The 14,102-nt window shown below is 53.5% G+C and carries 11 protein-coding genes and 1 tRNA gene; 9 read left to right on the top strand and 3 right to left on the bottom strand.

What is annotated here, in order from left to right:
* Positions 1-19: 19 nt before the first annotated feature.
* Positions 20-96, top strand: a tRNA-Met gene (locus JF44_RS0111310).
* Positions 97-263: 167 nt separating this feature from the next.
* Here the strand turns inward: JF44_RS0111310 and JF44_RS0111315 are convergent.
* The 3 genes from JF44_RS0111315 to JF44_RS0111325 form a co-directional block, all read right to left on the bottom strand.
* Positions 264-1,214: a glycosyltransferase family 2 protein gene (locus tag JF44_RS0111315; protein ID WP_033069112.1), complete on the bottom strand. Its 951-nt coding sequence runs from the start codon at positions 1,212-1,214 to the stop codon at positions 264-266.
* 587 nt (positions 1,215-1,801) lie between these two features.
* Positions 1,802-3,766, bottom strand: a complete 1,965-nt coding sequence (locus tag JF44_RS0111320) for a 3-hydroxyacyl-CoA dehydrogenase NAD-binding domain-containing protein (protein WP_033069113.1) — start codon at positions 3,764-3,766, stop codon at positions 1,802-1,804.
* Between the two features lies 1 nt (position 3,767).
* A complete protein-coding gene (locus JF44_RS0111325; protein WP_033069114.1) occupies positions 3,768-4,604 on the bottom strand; it encodes an alpha/beta hydrolase in 837 nt (278 codons plus the stop codon).
* A gap of 202 nt (positions 4,605-4,806) precedes the next feature.
* On the opposite strand from JF44_RS0111325, the gene JF44_RS0111330 reads away from it, so the two are divergent.
* From JF44_RS0111330 to kynA, 8 genes are read left to right on the top strand one after another with little or no spacing between them, the layout of a single operon-like run.
* A complete protein-coding gene (locus JF44_RS0111330; RefSeq protein WP_033069147.1) occupies positions 4,807-7,101 on the top strand; it encodes a bifunctional salicylyl-CoA 5-hydroxylase/oxidoreductase in 2,295 nt (764 codons plus the stop codon).
* Positions 7,102-7,106: 5 nt separating this feature from the next.
* Positions 7,107-7,865: an SDR family NAD(P)-dependent oxidoreductase gene (locus JF44_RS0111335; protein ID WP_033069115.1), complete on the top strand. Its 759-nt coding sequence runs from the start codon at positions 7,107-7,109 to the stop codon at positions 7,863-7,865.
* Positions 7,866-7,867: 2 nt separating this feature from the next.
* Positions 7,868-8,359 (top strand): MarR family winged helix-turn-helix transcriptional regulator, encoded by a 492-nt coding sequence (locus JF44_RS0111340; RefSeq protein WP_033069148.1) that lies wholly within the window; start codon positions 7,868-7,870, stop codon positions 8,357-8,359.
* A complete protein-coding gene (locus JF44_RS0111345; protein WP_033069116.1) occupies positions 8,352-9,164 on the top strand; it encodes an enoyl-CoA hydratase family protein in 813 nt (270 codons plus the stop codon). The genes JF44_RS0111340 and JF44_RS0111345 overlap by 8 nt, the downstream gene beginning before the upstream one ends.
* The gene (locus JF44_RS0111350) at positions 9,164-10,318 is read left to right on the top strand and encodes an acyl-CoA dehydrogenase family protein (protein ID WP_033069117.1); all 1,155 of its coding nucleotides are present in this window, start codon (positions 9,164-9,166) and stop codon (positions 10,316-10,318) included. Before JF44_RS0111345 ends, JF44_RS0111350 begins: the two co-directional genes overlap by 1 nt.
* Before the next feature lie 22 nt (positions 10,319-10,340).
* Complete coding sequence (locus tag JF44_RS0111355) at positions 10,341-11,966, top strand: AMP-binding protein (RefSeq protein ID WP_033069118.1); 1,626 nt, start codon at positions 10,341-10,343, stop codon at positions 11,964-11,966.
* A complete protein-coding gene (gene kynU / locus JF44_RS0111360) occupies positions 11,963-13,156 on the top strand; it encodes a kynureninase (RefSeq protein ID WP_033069119.1) in 1,194 nt (397 codons plus the stop codon). The genes JF44_RS0111355 and kynU overlap by 4 nt, the downstream gene beginning before the upstream one ends.
* A gap of 2 nt (positions 13,157-13,158) precedes the next feature.
* A complete protein-coding gene (gene kynA, locus JF44_RS0111365; RefSeq protein WP_033069120.1) occupies positions 13,159-14,004 on the top strand; it encodes a tryptophan 2,3-dioxygenase in 846 nt (281 codons plus the stop codon).
* Positions 14,005-14,102 lie beyond the last annotated feature (98 nt).

Below are 14,102 nucleotides of genomic sequence, written 5' to 3' on the forward strand. Positions count from 1 at the left end.
AAACAGATACACCCACTGACGCGGGGTGGAGCAGTCCGGTAGCTCGTCAGGCTCATAACCTGAAGGTCAGAGGTTCAAATCCTCTCCCCGCAACCAAAACAACAAACCCCGCCAAATGGCGGGGTTTTGTCGTTTTAGTCTTGGGAAAAGGACTTGAACCTCTGATCTTCCTGCGTTCTGGGCCTGTGCTCATAAACTGCAGAGGGCACGCCGCATACCGGCATGACCTTGCCTGACCTTTCTGCTTATTTGCGAAGTATTTTTTACCCGTCACTTTGCCTTGGAATTCTGATCCCTCGTTCAGGATGGAATGATGCACAGGTTGCAATTGTACGTTCAAAAACATTTCCAAAATTAGGCGCAAGTTTTGCGCCGAGATATCGCATGAAGTCTTTTGAAAAATACGTCGCGTTCTCTTGACGTTTTGCCCATTTCCAAGCACGTCCAGCTGCACGCTGAAACATCTTGGTGCGCACTGTTGAATCCATGTCCGGATGGTCAAGGATGAAATAGGCAAGTGCTGCGTTAAGGTCGTGAAGGCATTGGCTTCCTTCACCCATCTGAGACGCACGGTTTTCTGGATTTTCGATTGTAGGACACCAATTCAGAATGCTTGGAACAAGAACAAAATCGGTGAGGTGTGCCAGCCGAAGGGCAAAAGAGTAGTCCTGTACAAAAATTCGTGGATCACAAGCGCCTGCTGAACGAACAGTGTCGGTTCTTGCCAACACGCAAGTAAGATTAAAAAATGCCATTTTGAGAGCACGTTCAATCGGGTTCTTCAGAAGGCTTGGCACATCGTCTGACAGCGGAAGGTCTGGCGCTGTCATCTTGTCTGAATTGGCAGGAACCACTTCTCCCAAGCTCCAGGCAAGGCCAACGTCAAACTGTTCAAGGGCTTTGTAAAGTTCAATGGTTGCACGGGGGTGCAAAATATCATCCCCATCGCAAAACTTGATGAATGGTTTGGTGACAGCATCAATGGCTACATTGGTTGCGAGTGCTGGCCCAGCATTTTTTTGGGATATGATTTTGACGTTTTCGTGCCCTCGCGCGCAATCTTGTAGAATGGCAAGGCTATCGTCTGTCGATCCGTCATCTACAAAAATGTATTCGCAATCACCAAGATCTTTTTGGGCAAATATGGCCTGCGTTACGTTCGGGATGAAGTCGGCTTTGTTGTAGAACGTTGCGACGAAACTGACGTCAGGCATTTGAACCCTATTCTTCTAAAAAGACTGGAAACTGAAGGTTTCTGTTGTTTGATCAGGCTCGAAATCAATCGTTGAACCTAGGATGGGTAAGTGCTTTATCAATCAGATGCAAGAATAAGCACGAAATTGGCGAGAGTAAAGTTGAGTGCAACGTTACGTAAGGACCGAGCACATCAGGTGTAAACAAGCAGAGTCTTCGAACCGCCAATTATCTCGGATACTGGGGTGCAAGCTAGGCGTATTTTTCCCAGTTTCCCAAAATGCATTCCTAACACATCCCTCCGCCAAGTGCGTTATAAATGCGGTAGGCGGGGTTCAGAACGAAGTTACGACTCTTATTGTTTTGCTCCGTGGGGGCGAGCGACTGCTGCTGATCATGGCAGTGGTGCTGAGTTTGTATTTCGGCATCGTTGATGCACAAAGCGCCAGCTTTGTTTAAATTTTGGTCGGGTTGGAACCGGTGTTTTCTTCGCCCTGTTTGGCACAGTGACATCGCTGATTTTGACCAATGCGGAACTGTCGTTTCAGGTGCCGTAAAGCTGGGATTAGGACTTATTCAAATCAGACTAAGAGGCCGTCACCCTAAGTCATTCTTTGGTTCGAGTGGTCAAATACATCGGTCCGCCCTTGTGTCTTGGGAAGCCATAGCCGTTGACCATAACGACATCGATGGCATCCGGGCTGTTAGCTATGCCCTCTGACAGGATTTTTTTGCCTTCGTCACGCATGGCGGTGAGGATGGTGTCGATGATCTCTTCGTTTGTGAAATCGCGCCGCGTGATTCCCTTCTTAGCGGACTCTGCGATGACGAGTGCGTCAACATCCGGGTCCGGGTAGGCTTTGCCGTTCTCGTCGTAACGATACCAACCAAGACCGTTCTTCTTGCCAAAACGTTCCATCTCGCACAGGTAATCGCCAAGGGCGACATAGCGTTCTGATGGATCGCGAAATGGCGCGAGACGTTTGCGGGTTGCCCATGAAATTTCAAGCCCGGCCATATCCTGCATGGCAAACAGCCCCATCGGGAAACCGAATTCAACCATGCCGGCATCAATTTGATGAGGCAAGGCACCGTCTTCGAGCATGTATTCACAATGCTTGCGGTAGGCTGACATGATGCGGTTGCCAATGAACCCGTCGCACACTCCACAAGGCACAGCAATCTTGCCCAGCGCACGGCCAAAGGCAAAGGCCGTTGCGAGGCTTTGTGCATTGGCTTTGTCGGTTCGCACCACTTCAAGCAGCTTCATGATATGGGCAGGCGAGAAGAAATGCAGGCCGATGACGCGTGCGGGGTTAATGCATTTCGCCGCAATTTCGTTGATATCAAGATAGGATGTGTTGGATGCAAGAACAGCATCGGCTTTGCAATGCAGGGAAAGCTTGCCAAACACATCGTGTTTTACAGCCATATCTTCAAAGACGGCCTCAACAACGATATCGGCATCGCCCAGTTTCGCATAGTCCGTGCTGGTGGCAAAGGATGCCAGGCGTTCATCATAGCGGTCCTGCGTGATCATCCCGCGTTTGAGGCTTCCTGCCAGATGTTTTTCAACAGTTACACGTCCCTTTTCACAGGCAGCCTCATCGCGTTCGATCATGGTGACTTTAAAGCCAGCCAGAAGGGATGCCGTTGCAATACCTGCCCCCATGATGCCGCCGCCGATCACGCCAACCTCATGGATGGCGTTTGGTTTGACCCCATCAAGTTCGGGTAGCTTGGTAACGGCGCGCTCGGCAAAGAAAATATGGCGTAGCGCCTTTGATTGTTCGCTATCGCGCAGTTCGACAAACTGTTCACGTTCAAATAAAAGGCCGCTTTCGGAGCCTTTTTCGATCCCTGTACGAATAGAGAAAAGTGCCGTGACCGGCGCGATCTGACCACGGGCCTTCTTTGTCGTAGCAGCGATTATGTCGTCCCATTGTGCTTCTGACAGGGCGCTTTGCGGTGCGCGCTGCAAAAGGGATTCTGGTTTTGGATGATGAACAATGGTTTGAGCAAAGTCCATGGCAGCATCGCGCAAGGCTCCATGGGCAATTGCATTGATGAGGCCCAAGTCATTGGCTTTGGTTGCTGTGATCGGCTTGCCGCTGGTGATCATGGAAATTGCATCACTTGTGGCGATCAATCGCGGCAGGCGAATGGTGCCGCCGGCGCCGGGGATCAAACCCAGATTGACTTCCGGCAATCCCAATTTGGCCGATACATCGGCAATCCGGTAATGACACCCCAAGGCGACCTCAAGTCCGCCGCCAAGCGCATGACCATGGATGGCGGCAATGACCGGCACGCGTGCGGACTCGAGCCGTATGATCACATCAGGAAGAATCGGATCTTTGGGCGGCAGGCCAAATTCACCGACATCTGCACCGGCGATAAAGGTTTTGCCATCACAGATCAGAATGGCCGCCTTTATGGCCTTGTTTGCATCTATTTGGTCAAGGGCATCGACAATGCCGGCGCGCACCGAATGACTGGTGGCATTGATGGGCGGATTGTTGATGGTAATGACTGCAATCGTATTTTCGATGGTCAGCGTGACGGTGGACATTTTACACATCCTCCGCCGTGATGGGGCTGAGCAGACAGGCTGTCAGATCGGAGTCGGTGTCTGCCAGATCGGAAATCACATCGAAATGATGTTTATCTGGGGCATGAACCACACGCGTACTTGCGCCAAGTCCGGTCCAGATGTTGGCAAGAAGATCGTTTTGGCGCACAAATTCCGGGCGTTCATCCGCCCCAACCCAACAGGTGATCGAACAGGGCAGGGCAGGAGCCAGAAGGGCGGCACTTTCCGCATGGGCCTCTGTGGCGTTCAAACCAAGCACGTCATTCATTGATGTGTTCAGAAGCGGGCGAAGATCATGCAGTCCGCTGATTGAAACAGTATTTTTCACGCGTGCCAGAACGGCAAGAGGCAGCGGAGAGGTGTTGCTGATCATCCGCGTAACCAAATGCCCACCTGCAGAATGCCCGGTCAGATGGATCGATCCGGAAACATGTTCTGCGGCGTGCGTGATGGCGGCACCAATTTGATGAGTGATGTCTGACAGCCGTGCATCCGGTGCCAGCGTGTAGCTTGGCATGCAAACTGCCCACCCCTTGCCAACGGGGCCATTGGCAAGGTGCGACCAGCTTGATTTGTCAAACGCCTTCCAATAGCCGCCATGGACAAAAACCACCAAACCTTTGGGCGTGCCATCGGGCAGGAAAAGATCATATTTTTCACGTTCGGCCGGACCGTATGAAATGTCGAGTTTCGCCCGGTTGGCAGCAAGGAGGTCTTTGCGAAACTGGCTGGAAAGCTCTGCCCACATCGCGGGGAAAGAGGCGGCGTCGGCAATGTGGTCGCCGTTGGCGTAAGCATCATCCCAGTCGGTAATCATCTGAATTCTTCCCTGATCTTCGATTATTTGGCCGCACCATCTTCATGTTCAATATGGGGCGCTTGGCGTGTGTGAGGCAAATTCTAGGGAAATTGGCAGATATTTCAAACCCAAAATATTTATGCTTGAAATAAATCAAATCGAGGCGTACCGTTTTATCAGTTTCCCGAAACAACCAAACAAATCAGGAAGGGAAAAGCTGGTGAGAGTAGCTTGTCTGGGTGGCGGTCCTGCGGGACTTTATTTTGCAATATCGATGAAATTGCGCAATCCGGCGCATGAAGTTGTCGTGATTGAACGCAACAAGCCTGATGACACATTTGGCTGGGGCGTTGTGCTGTCTGACGAGACATTGGTTAATCTTGCCGAGAATGACGGCCAGAGTGCTGACGCCATTCGCGCCAATTTTTCCTATTGGGATGATGTTGCGGTTCAGTACCGTGATGAAAAGACGATTTCTACCGGGCACGGGTTCTGCGGTATTGGCCGCAAGAAGCTTTTGGTTCTGCTACAACAGCGCGCCCGCGAATTGGGTGTTGAACTGCGCTTTGAAACAGAAGCCGAAAGTGCAGCGCAATATGCCAGGGAATATGACCTTGTTGTTGCCTGTGATGGTTTGAACTCCAAAACCCGCAGCGAATTTTCCGACAAGTTTCAGCCCGATATCGACACCCGCAAATGCAAATTTGTCTGGTTGGGTACGCATCAGAAATTTGATGACGCCTTTACCTTTATCTTTGAAGAAACCGCCAAAGGGTGGGTTTGGGCGCACGCCTATCAATTTGATGATGACACGGCGACCTTTATCGTCGAATGCACCCAGGAAACCTGGGACGCATATGGCTTTGGCGAGATGACCAAGGAAGAGTCGATCGCGACCTGCGAGGAAATCTTCAAGGACCATCTTGGTGGGCATGATCTGATCAGCAATGCCCATCATATCCGTGGTTCGGCCTGGCTGAGCTTCCCGCGCGTTCTGTGCAATAGCTGGTCGCATGAAAACATCGTTTTGATGGGCGATGCTGCGGCGACCGCGCATTTCTCGATCGGGTCGGGCACCAAGCTTGCGCTTGAAAGTGCGATTGCGCTGGCCAATTATCTGCATTCCGAACCGGATTTGAAATCGGCCTTTGATAAATACGAAGACGAACGCCGCCTTGAAGTTCTGCGTTTGCAGTCCGCTGCGCGCAACTCGATGGAATGGTTCGAAGAGATTGAGCGTTACTTTGATTTCGACCCGGTTCAATTTACCTATTCACTTCTGACCAGATCACAACGGATCAGCCACGAAAACCTGCGTGTGCGCGATGCCAAATGGCTAGAAGGGGCGGAACGCTGGTTCCAGACAAAGGCAGGCTTGCCTGAAAACGCACCCGCGCGTCACCCGATGTTTGTGCCCTATAAGCTGCGCGATATGGACCTTAAAAACCGTATCGTTGTTTCGCCAATGGCCCAGTACAAGGCGGTTGATGGCTGCCCGACCGATTGGCATTTGGTGCATTACGCGGAGCGGGCCAAGGGCGGTGCCGGACTGGTTTATACCGAAATGACCTGTGTGTCGGCCGATGGGCGGATTACGCCGGGATGTCCGGGGCTTTATGACGCGTCTCACGAAGCCGCCTGGAAACGCATTACCGATTTTGTCCACGCAGAAACCGATGCCAAGCTTTGTATGCAAATCGGTCATTCCGGACGCAAGGGTTCGACCCAACTTGGTTGGGATGAAATGGATGCACCGCTGCCCGATGGCAATTGGCCGTTGATGTCGGCCTCGGCCATTGCATGGTCGGACCGAAATGCGGTCCCGAAAGCCATGGCGCGCGAAGACATGGATATGGTCCGTGAACAGTTTGTCGCCTCTGCCAAAATGGCAGAACGGGCAGGCTTTGACATGGTCGAGGTTCATGCAGCGCACGGCTATCTTCTGTCATCCTTCATCAGCCCGGTCAGCAATGTCCGTGATGATGAATATGGCGGATCGCTTGAGAATCGCCTGCGCTATCCGCTTGAGGTCATTGATGCGGTAAGGGCCGTCTGGCCATCCCATAAGCCGATGTCGGTACGTATTTCTGCCAATGACTGGGTCGGGGACGCGGGGATTACGCCCGAAGACGCGGTTGAAATCGCCCGTGTTTTGAAGGCGCATGATGTTGATATTTGCGACGTGTCGGCAGGTCAGACAACGACGGATGCCAAGCCGGTATATGGCCGCATGTTCCAGACGCCGTTCTCTGACCGTATCCGCAATGAGGCGAATATTGCGACCATGGCGGTTGGCAATATCTATGAACCCGATCACGTCAATTCCATTCTGATGGCCGGGCGTGCGGATCTGGTTTGTATGGCCCGTCCGCATCTGGCCAATCCCTATTGGACGCTGCATCAGGCCGCTAACCTTGGCAGTCAGACGCAAAATTGGCCGGCCCCTTATTATGCGGGCCGCGATCAGATGCACCGACTGGCCGAGCGGGCCGAAACCATGACCGGAAAGGTATAAGCCCCATGGCTGATCTTGCCGTCAAAACAGCATTGATTACCGGTGGTGGCTCCGGGGTGGGGGCCGTCATGGCCCGTATGCTGGCCGATGCCGGGGTGAAAGTTGCTGTTTCTGGCCGTCGTGCAGATGTGCTGGCTGAGGTTGCCAATCATGAAAACATTACCGCCATTGTCGCCGATGTGACGGACGAGACATCCGTACGCGACATGTTCACCACCATGGTGGATGTCGTAGGCACCCCTGATCTTGTGATTGCCAATGCGGGAATGGCCGAAAGCGCGCCAGTTGGCAAAACATCGATCGATCTTTGGAGCCGCACGATCGATGTCAATCTGACCGGTACGTTCCTGACGTTCCGCGAAGGATTGGCTGTCATGGACAAGTCCAGATCGGGGCGCCTGATTTCCATTGCCTCGACTGCGGGGCTTAAGGGCTATGCATATGTTTCGGCCTATTGTGCGGCAAAGCATGGCGTCGTTGGCCTGGTCAAGGGAATGGCGGCAGAGCTTGCAAGCAGTGCGATTACGGTAAACGCGGTTTGTCCGGGTTTTATGGAAACACCGATGCTTGAAAAGTCGGTCGAAAACATCGTTGCAAAAACCGGGATGAGCCGGGATGACGCGCGCGCAAGCCTTGCCAAAATCAATCCGCAAAACCGGTTCATTCAGCCTGACGAAGTTGCCAATACCGTGATGTGGCTTTGCAGCGCGAATGCTGCGTCCGTGACGGGACAGACGATTTCCGTTTCGGGAGGGGAAATATGAACATGAACAAGACCGAAGGCCTTCCCGAACAGGCGGGAAATGAAACGTCTGATCTGTCCAAGGCCCGTCTGCGCGCCTGGCTCCAAATCCTTAAGGTATCGCGCAAGATCGAAGGCGAGCTGCGTGAAAAAATGCGTCTTGAGTTCAATACCACCCTGCCACGTTTTGATGTGCTAGCTGCCCTGTATCGCGAACGCGACGGCATGCGCATGAGCGCGCTTTCAAAATCGCTGATGGTGTCGAACGGTAATGTCACCGGCATTGTTGATCGTTTGGTCACAGAGGGTTTGGTGGTTCGGGTGCCAGTTGAAAACGACCGTCGCGCATCAATTGTTCAACTGACCGAAGCCGGTGAAAAAGATTTCGCCGAACGTGCGCTTGTGCATGAAGGCTGGGTGTCGGAACTGTTTTCCGACCTGTCACCTGGAGATGCCGATGCACTGATCCGCATTCTTCGCAACATTTCCCATCATAACGAGGCGCCCCATGACTAAGATGGCCGACATCACGCCAAAACACTTCAACTGGCGCATGGAAGGTGACGTTGCGGTCATTTCGCTTGACCGTCCGGACCGCAAAAACCCGCTGACCTTTGATAGCTATGCGGAGCTGCGCGATACCTTTCGCGATCTGGTTTATGCCGATGATATCAAGGCAGTTGTCTTTGGATCGAATGGGGGCAATTTCTGCTCTGGCGGGGATGTACATGACATCATCGGTCCGCTGATCGACAAGGACATGAAAGGTCTTCTGGAATTCACCCGCATGACCGGTGATCTGGTGAAAGCCATCATTGGCTGTGGCAAGCCGGTGATCGCTGCAGTGGATGGCGTTTGTGTCGGGGCCGGTGCGATCATTGCCATGGCATCTGACTTGCGTCTGGCAACCAGTGCATCGAAAACGGCTTTCTTGTTTACCCGTGTGGGCCTTGCAGGTTGTGACATGGGCGCATGCGCGATCCTGCCGCGCATCATTGGTCAGGGCCGCGCAGCCGAGCTTCTTTATACCGGACGCGCGATGTCGGCCGAAGAGGGCGAACGTTGGGGGTTTTATAACCGTCTGATCGAAGCCGACGCATTGGAAGCCGAGGCCATCACGCTTGCCACCCGCATTTCCAAGGGGCCGAACTTTGGTCACATGATGACCAAAACCATGCTGGCACAGGAATGGAACATGTCGATTGAGCAGGCGATTGAGGCCGAGGCACAGGCACAAGCCATATGCATGCAGACCGAAGATTTCAATCGCGCCTACAAGGCATTTGTTGCCAAGGAAAAACCGGTGTTTGAGGGCGACTGATGGCAGATACATCCTATCTTGATTGGCCGTTTTTCGAAGACCGGCACCGTGAATTGGCCACCCGCCTTGATGCATGGGCGGCAAGCAACCTTGACGGCATTGATCATGATGATGTGGATAGCGCGTGCCGTGATCTGGCGGCGCGTTTGGCCGGTGGTGAGTGGTTGCAATATGCGGCAGTCAACCCACAGGATGCGAACGCAAAACTTGATGTCAGATCGCTGTGCCTGATCCGCGAAACTTTGGCGCGTTATGACGGGTTGGCTGATTTTTCCTTTGCGATGCAGGGGTTGGGGAGTGGCGCAATCTCCTTGTTTGGAACGGAAGCCCACCGGGGGGATTGGCTTCCAAAAGTACGTTCCGGCAAGGCGATTGCCGCCTTTGCACTGACCGAACCGCAATCAGGGTCAGACGTTGCCAATATCGCGCTTGAGGCAAAGCGTGATGGCGACAGTTTTGTCCTGAATGGTGAAAAAACCTGGATTTCCAATGGCGGTATTGCCGATTTCTATTGTGTGTTTGCCCGCACCGGCGAAGCCCCAGGTGCCAAGGGGCTTTCGGCCTTTGTCATTCCGGCAGATACACCGGGATTTGAGATTGCCGAACGCCTGCACACCATTGCGCCCCATCCTCTTGCGCGGTTGAAGTTCTCTGATTGTCGTATACCGGCAAGTGCCTTGCTTGGTAATGGCGGGGACGGCTTTAAAATCGCCATGTCGGTTTTGGATGTGTTCCGGTCCACCGTGGCGGCAGCGGCCCTTGGCTTTGCGCGCCGGGCGCTGGATGAGACCATCAAACGGGTTCAGGAACGCCAACTGTTTGGTGCGCCGTTGTTTGATCTTCAGATGGTGCAGGGGCATGTGGCAGACATGGCACTTGATGTTGATGCATCGGCCCTTCTGGTGTATCGCGCGGCCTGGCTCAAAGACAGCGGAGCACCGCGCGTTAGTCGCGAGGCCGCGATGGCCAAACTTTATTCAACCGATCATGCACAAACCGTCATTGATAAGGCGGTGCAAATTCATGGCGGCGATGGTGTGCGCAGCGGGCACATCGTTGAAACGCTATACCGGGAAATTCGCGCTCTTCGCATCTACGAAGGCGCGTCAGACGTCCAGAAAATAATCATCGCACGGCAAACGCTGGCGTCATAATGGCTCTATCAGGGACTTCACAATGCTCGGACCAACCGCACATACCGATAGCTTCACACGCGACAAGCTCCCGCCGTTCGAAGAATGGCCGGAATTCAATCTTGATGGATTTGAATATCCCGAACACCTGAATGCCGGGGTTGAGCTGACCGACAAGATGGTCGAACAGGGATTTGGCGATAACACCGCCCTGATCGGCAATGGACGCCAACGCACCTATAAGGAACTGGCGGACTGGACCAACCGGATCGCCCATGCGCTGGTTGAAGATTACGGTGTTAAGCCGGGCAACCGTGTCATGATCCGTTCGGCCAACAATCCGGCGATGGTGGCCTGCTGGCTGGCGGCAACCAAGGCCGGGGCGGTTGTGGTCAATACCATGCCGATGCTGCGCGCTGGTGAGTTGGGCCAGATCGTTGATAAGGCCGAAATTGAATTTGCCCTGTGCGACACGCGCCTGATGGATGAAATGGTGGCGTGTGCGAAGGACAGCAAGTTTCTGAAAACGGTGATCGGCTTTGATGGCACGGCCAATCACGACGCGGAGCTTGATCGCATTGCGCTGACCAAATCGGTCAAGTTCGAAGCCGTTAAAACCGGGCGTGATGATGTGGCCTTGCTTGGCTTTACATCGGGTACGACCGGAAGCCCAAAGGCCACCATGCATTTCCACCGCGATCTTTTGATCATTGCCGATGGCTATGCCAAGGAAGTGTTGAACGTAACACCCGATGATGTGTTTGTCGGCTCACCTCCGCTGGCCTTTACGTTCGGGCTTGGCGGTTTGGCGATCTTCCCGCTGCGGTTTGGCGCGACCGCGACGCTTCTTGAAAAGGCGTCCCCGCCAAACATGATCGAAATTATCGAAACCTATAAGGCAACCGTGTGCTTTACCGCGCCAACTGCCTATCGTGTGATGCTGTCGGCGATGGAGGAAGGCGCTGATTTGTCATCCTTGCGCGCAGCCGTTTCAGCAGGGGAAACTTTGCCAGCCCCGGTTTACGAAGCATGGATGGAAAAAACCGGCAAGCCTATGCTTGATGGCATTGGCGCGACCGAGATGCTGCATATCTTTATTTCCAACCGGTTTGGTGACAGTCACCCGGCCTGCACCGGGCGCCCGGTAACTGGATATGAAGCCAAAATCGTCGATGACAAGATGAACGAAGTTCCGGTTGGATCTGTTGGCCGCCTTGCTGTTCGCGGCCCGACCGGCTGTCGTTATCTGGATGATGTGCGCCAGCACGTTTATGTCCGCGACGGCTGGAACCTGACCGGGGATGCGTTCTATGTTGATGAAGACGGCTACTATCACTTTGCCGCACGCAACGACGATATGATCGTCTCGTCGGGCTATAACATTGCCGGGCCTGAGGTCGAAGCAGCCCTTCTGTCGCATCCGGCTGTTGCCGAATGTGCGGTGATCGGGGCCCCTGATGAAGAACGCGGAACAATCGTTCAGGCCCACGTGGTTTTGACAGCTGATTTTGACCAAACGCCCGAGATGGTCAAACAGTTGCAGGATCATGTAAAAGCGACCATCGCGCCGTTTAAATATCCGCGCTCCGTTATCTTTCTTGATGCACTGCCGAAAACTGCGACTGGAAAAATTCAGCGCTTTAGACTTAAACAGGAAACGTCTGCATGACCGACTTTGCCGCCACCAAATCCCTGTTCCATATTCCCGAAGGTGTCATTTACCTTGATGGGAATTCGCTTGGCGTGATGCCGAAAACGGCAGCCAGCCGTGCAAAAGCGATGATTGAAGATGAATGGGGGGAAATGCTTATCCGTGGCTGGAACGATGCCAAATGGATGGAGCAACCCGAACGTGTCGGCAATCTTGTCGCCCGTTTGATCGGTGCGGCACCCGGTACTGTGGTGATGGGCGATACCCTGTCGATCAAGGTTTATCAGGCACTGGCAAGCGCACTTGAAATGCGCCCGGCTCGCAAGGTGATCGTATCTGATAACGGCAACTTCCCGACCGATCTTTATATGGCCGATGGTTTGATCAAGACCCTTGACCGCGGGCATGTGCTTAAAACGCCAAACCCGGAAGATGTAGAAAGCCTGATCAACGAAGATCTGGCTGTACTTATGCTGACCCAGGTGGATTACCGCACGGGCCGCATGCATGACATGAAACGCATCACCGATCTCGCCCATGCGGCTGGTGCTATCGTAATTTGGGATTTGGCGCATTCGGCTGGTGCAGTGCCGGTTGATCTTGTGGGCTGCAATGCTGATTTCGCGGTGGGATGTACCTATAAATATCTGAATGGCGGCCCGGGTGCGCCTGCCTTTATCTATGTCCGTCCGGACCATGCCAAAACTGTACGCCCGGCGCTCTCGGGTTGGTTGGGGCATGCGGCACCTTTTGCCTTTGATCCCGATTACACCCCGGCGCCGGACGTGTCGCGTATGCGTGTTGGCACACCGCCCGTCATCCAGATGACCGTGCTTGAAGAAGCGATGAAGGCATGGGATGGCGTGGATATGGCCGATATCCGCAAGCGCAGCATCGAACTGTGCGAACATTTCATCGCAGGTGTTGAGGCTAGCTGCCCGATGCTGGAACTGGCAAGCCCGCGCAACCCCGAAGACCGCGGGTCGCAGGTTTCGTTCAAGTTTGATCAGGGATATGCGGTTATGCAGGCCCTGATTGCGCGGGGCGTGATTGGTGATTTCCGTGCACCTGACGTTATCCGGTTTGGCTTTACCCCGCTTTATATCGACAAGAATGATGTTGATGGTGCGGTTGGAATTCTCGCTGAAATCATGGAAACGAAGGCTTGGGACAAGCCGGAATTTCACAAACGAAATGCGGTGACCTGATCATGGTAAAACAAACCACGCCATATGATCCAAGCACTGAAGGCGCGCGCACGGATTTTTCTGATCAGATGTCCTATGGCGATTATCTGTCGCTTGATGCCATCCTGACAGCTCAGCACCCGCAATCCGATGCCCATGACGAGTTGCTGTTTATCATTCAGCACCAGACATCCGAGCTATGGATGAAACTTGCGATCCGTGAAATCACTGCAGCGCGCAATGCCATTCAGGGGGGCGATCTGCGCCCTGCCTTTAAAATGCTGGCGCGTGTGTCGCGGATTTTTGAACAGCTTAATAATGCGTGGGATGTTCTGCGCACCATGACGCCAAGTGATTACACGACGTTTCGTGATGCGTTGGGGCCGTCATCGGGCTTTCAGTCCTATCAGTATCGTCTGATCGAATTCATGCTGGGCAATCGTAATCCGGCAATGTTGCGCCCGCACGCACACCGTGAAGACATCACCGAAATGCTCAAGGCAGAGCTTGAAACGCCAAGTCTTTATGACGAAGCGCTTCGTATGCTCAGTGCCGAGGGGATCAAGGTTCCAAAAGATGTTTTGGAACGCGATGTATCCGCACCCTATACGCCCAACGAGGACGTTATCGCGGCGTGGCAGGTGGTTTACACCGATCCGGCAAAACATTGGTCATTGTATGAACTGGCCGAAAAGCTTGTCGATTTCGAAGACTATTTCCGGCGCTGGCGTTTCAACCATGTCACCACCGTTGAACGGGTGATCGGGTTCAAACGTGGTACTGGCGGCACGGGAGGCGTCAGTTATCTCAAAAAAATGCTGGAAGTAGAACTGTTTCCGGAACTCTGGCGGGTGCGAACCGCGCTTTGAGGATGGACGGACCTTATGCAAATACTGCAAACTCAGGGGCAGGCATCAGGTTCACAAGAACCGTAACATAAAACGTAAGAAAAGTTGCGGGATCAACG

Origin of the sequence: Thalassospira australica (genome assembly GCF_000763295.1) — a bacterium.
GTDB classification, from domain to species: Bacteria; Pseudomonadota; Alphaproteobacteria; order Rhodospirillales; family Thalassospiraceae; genus Thalassospira; species Thalassospira australica.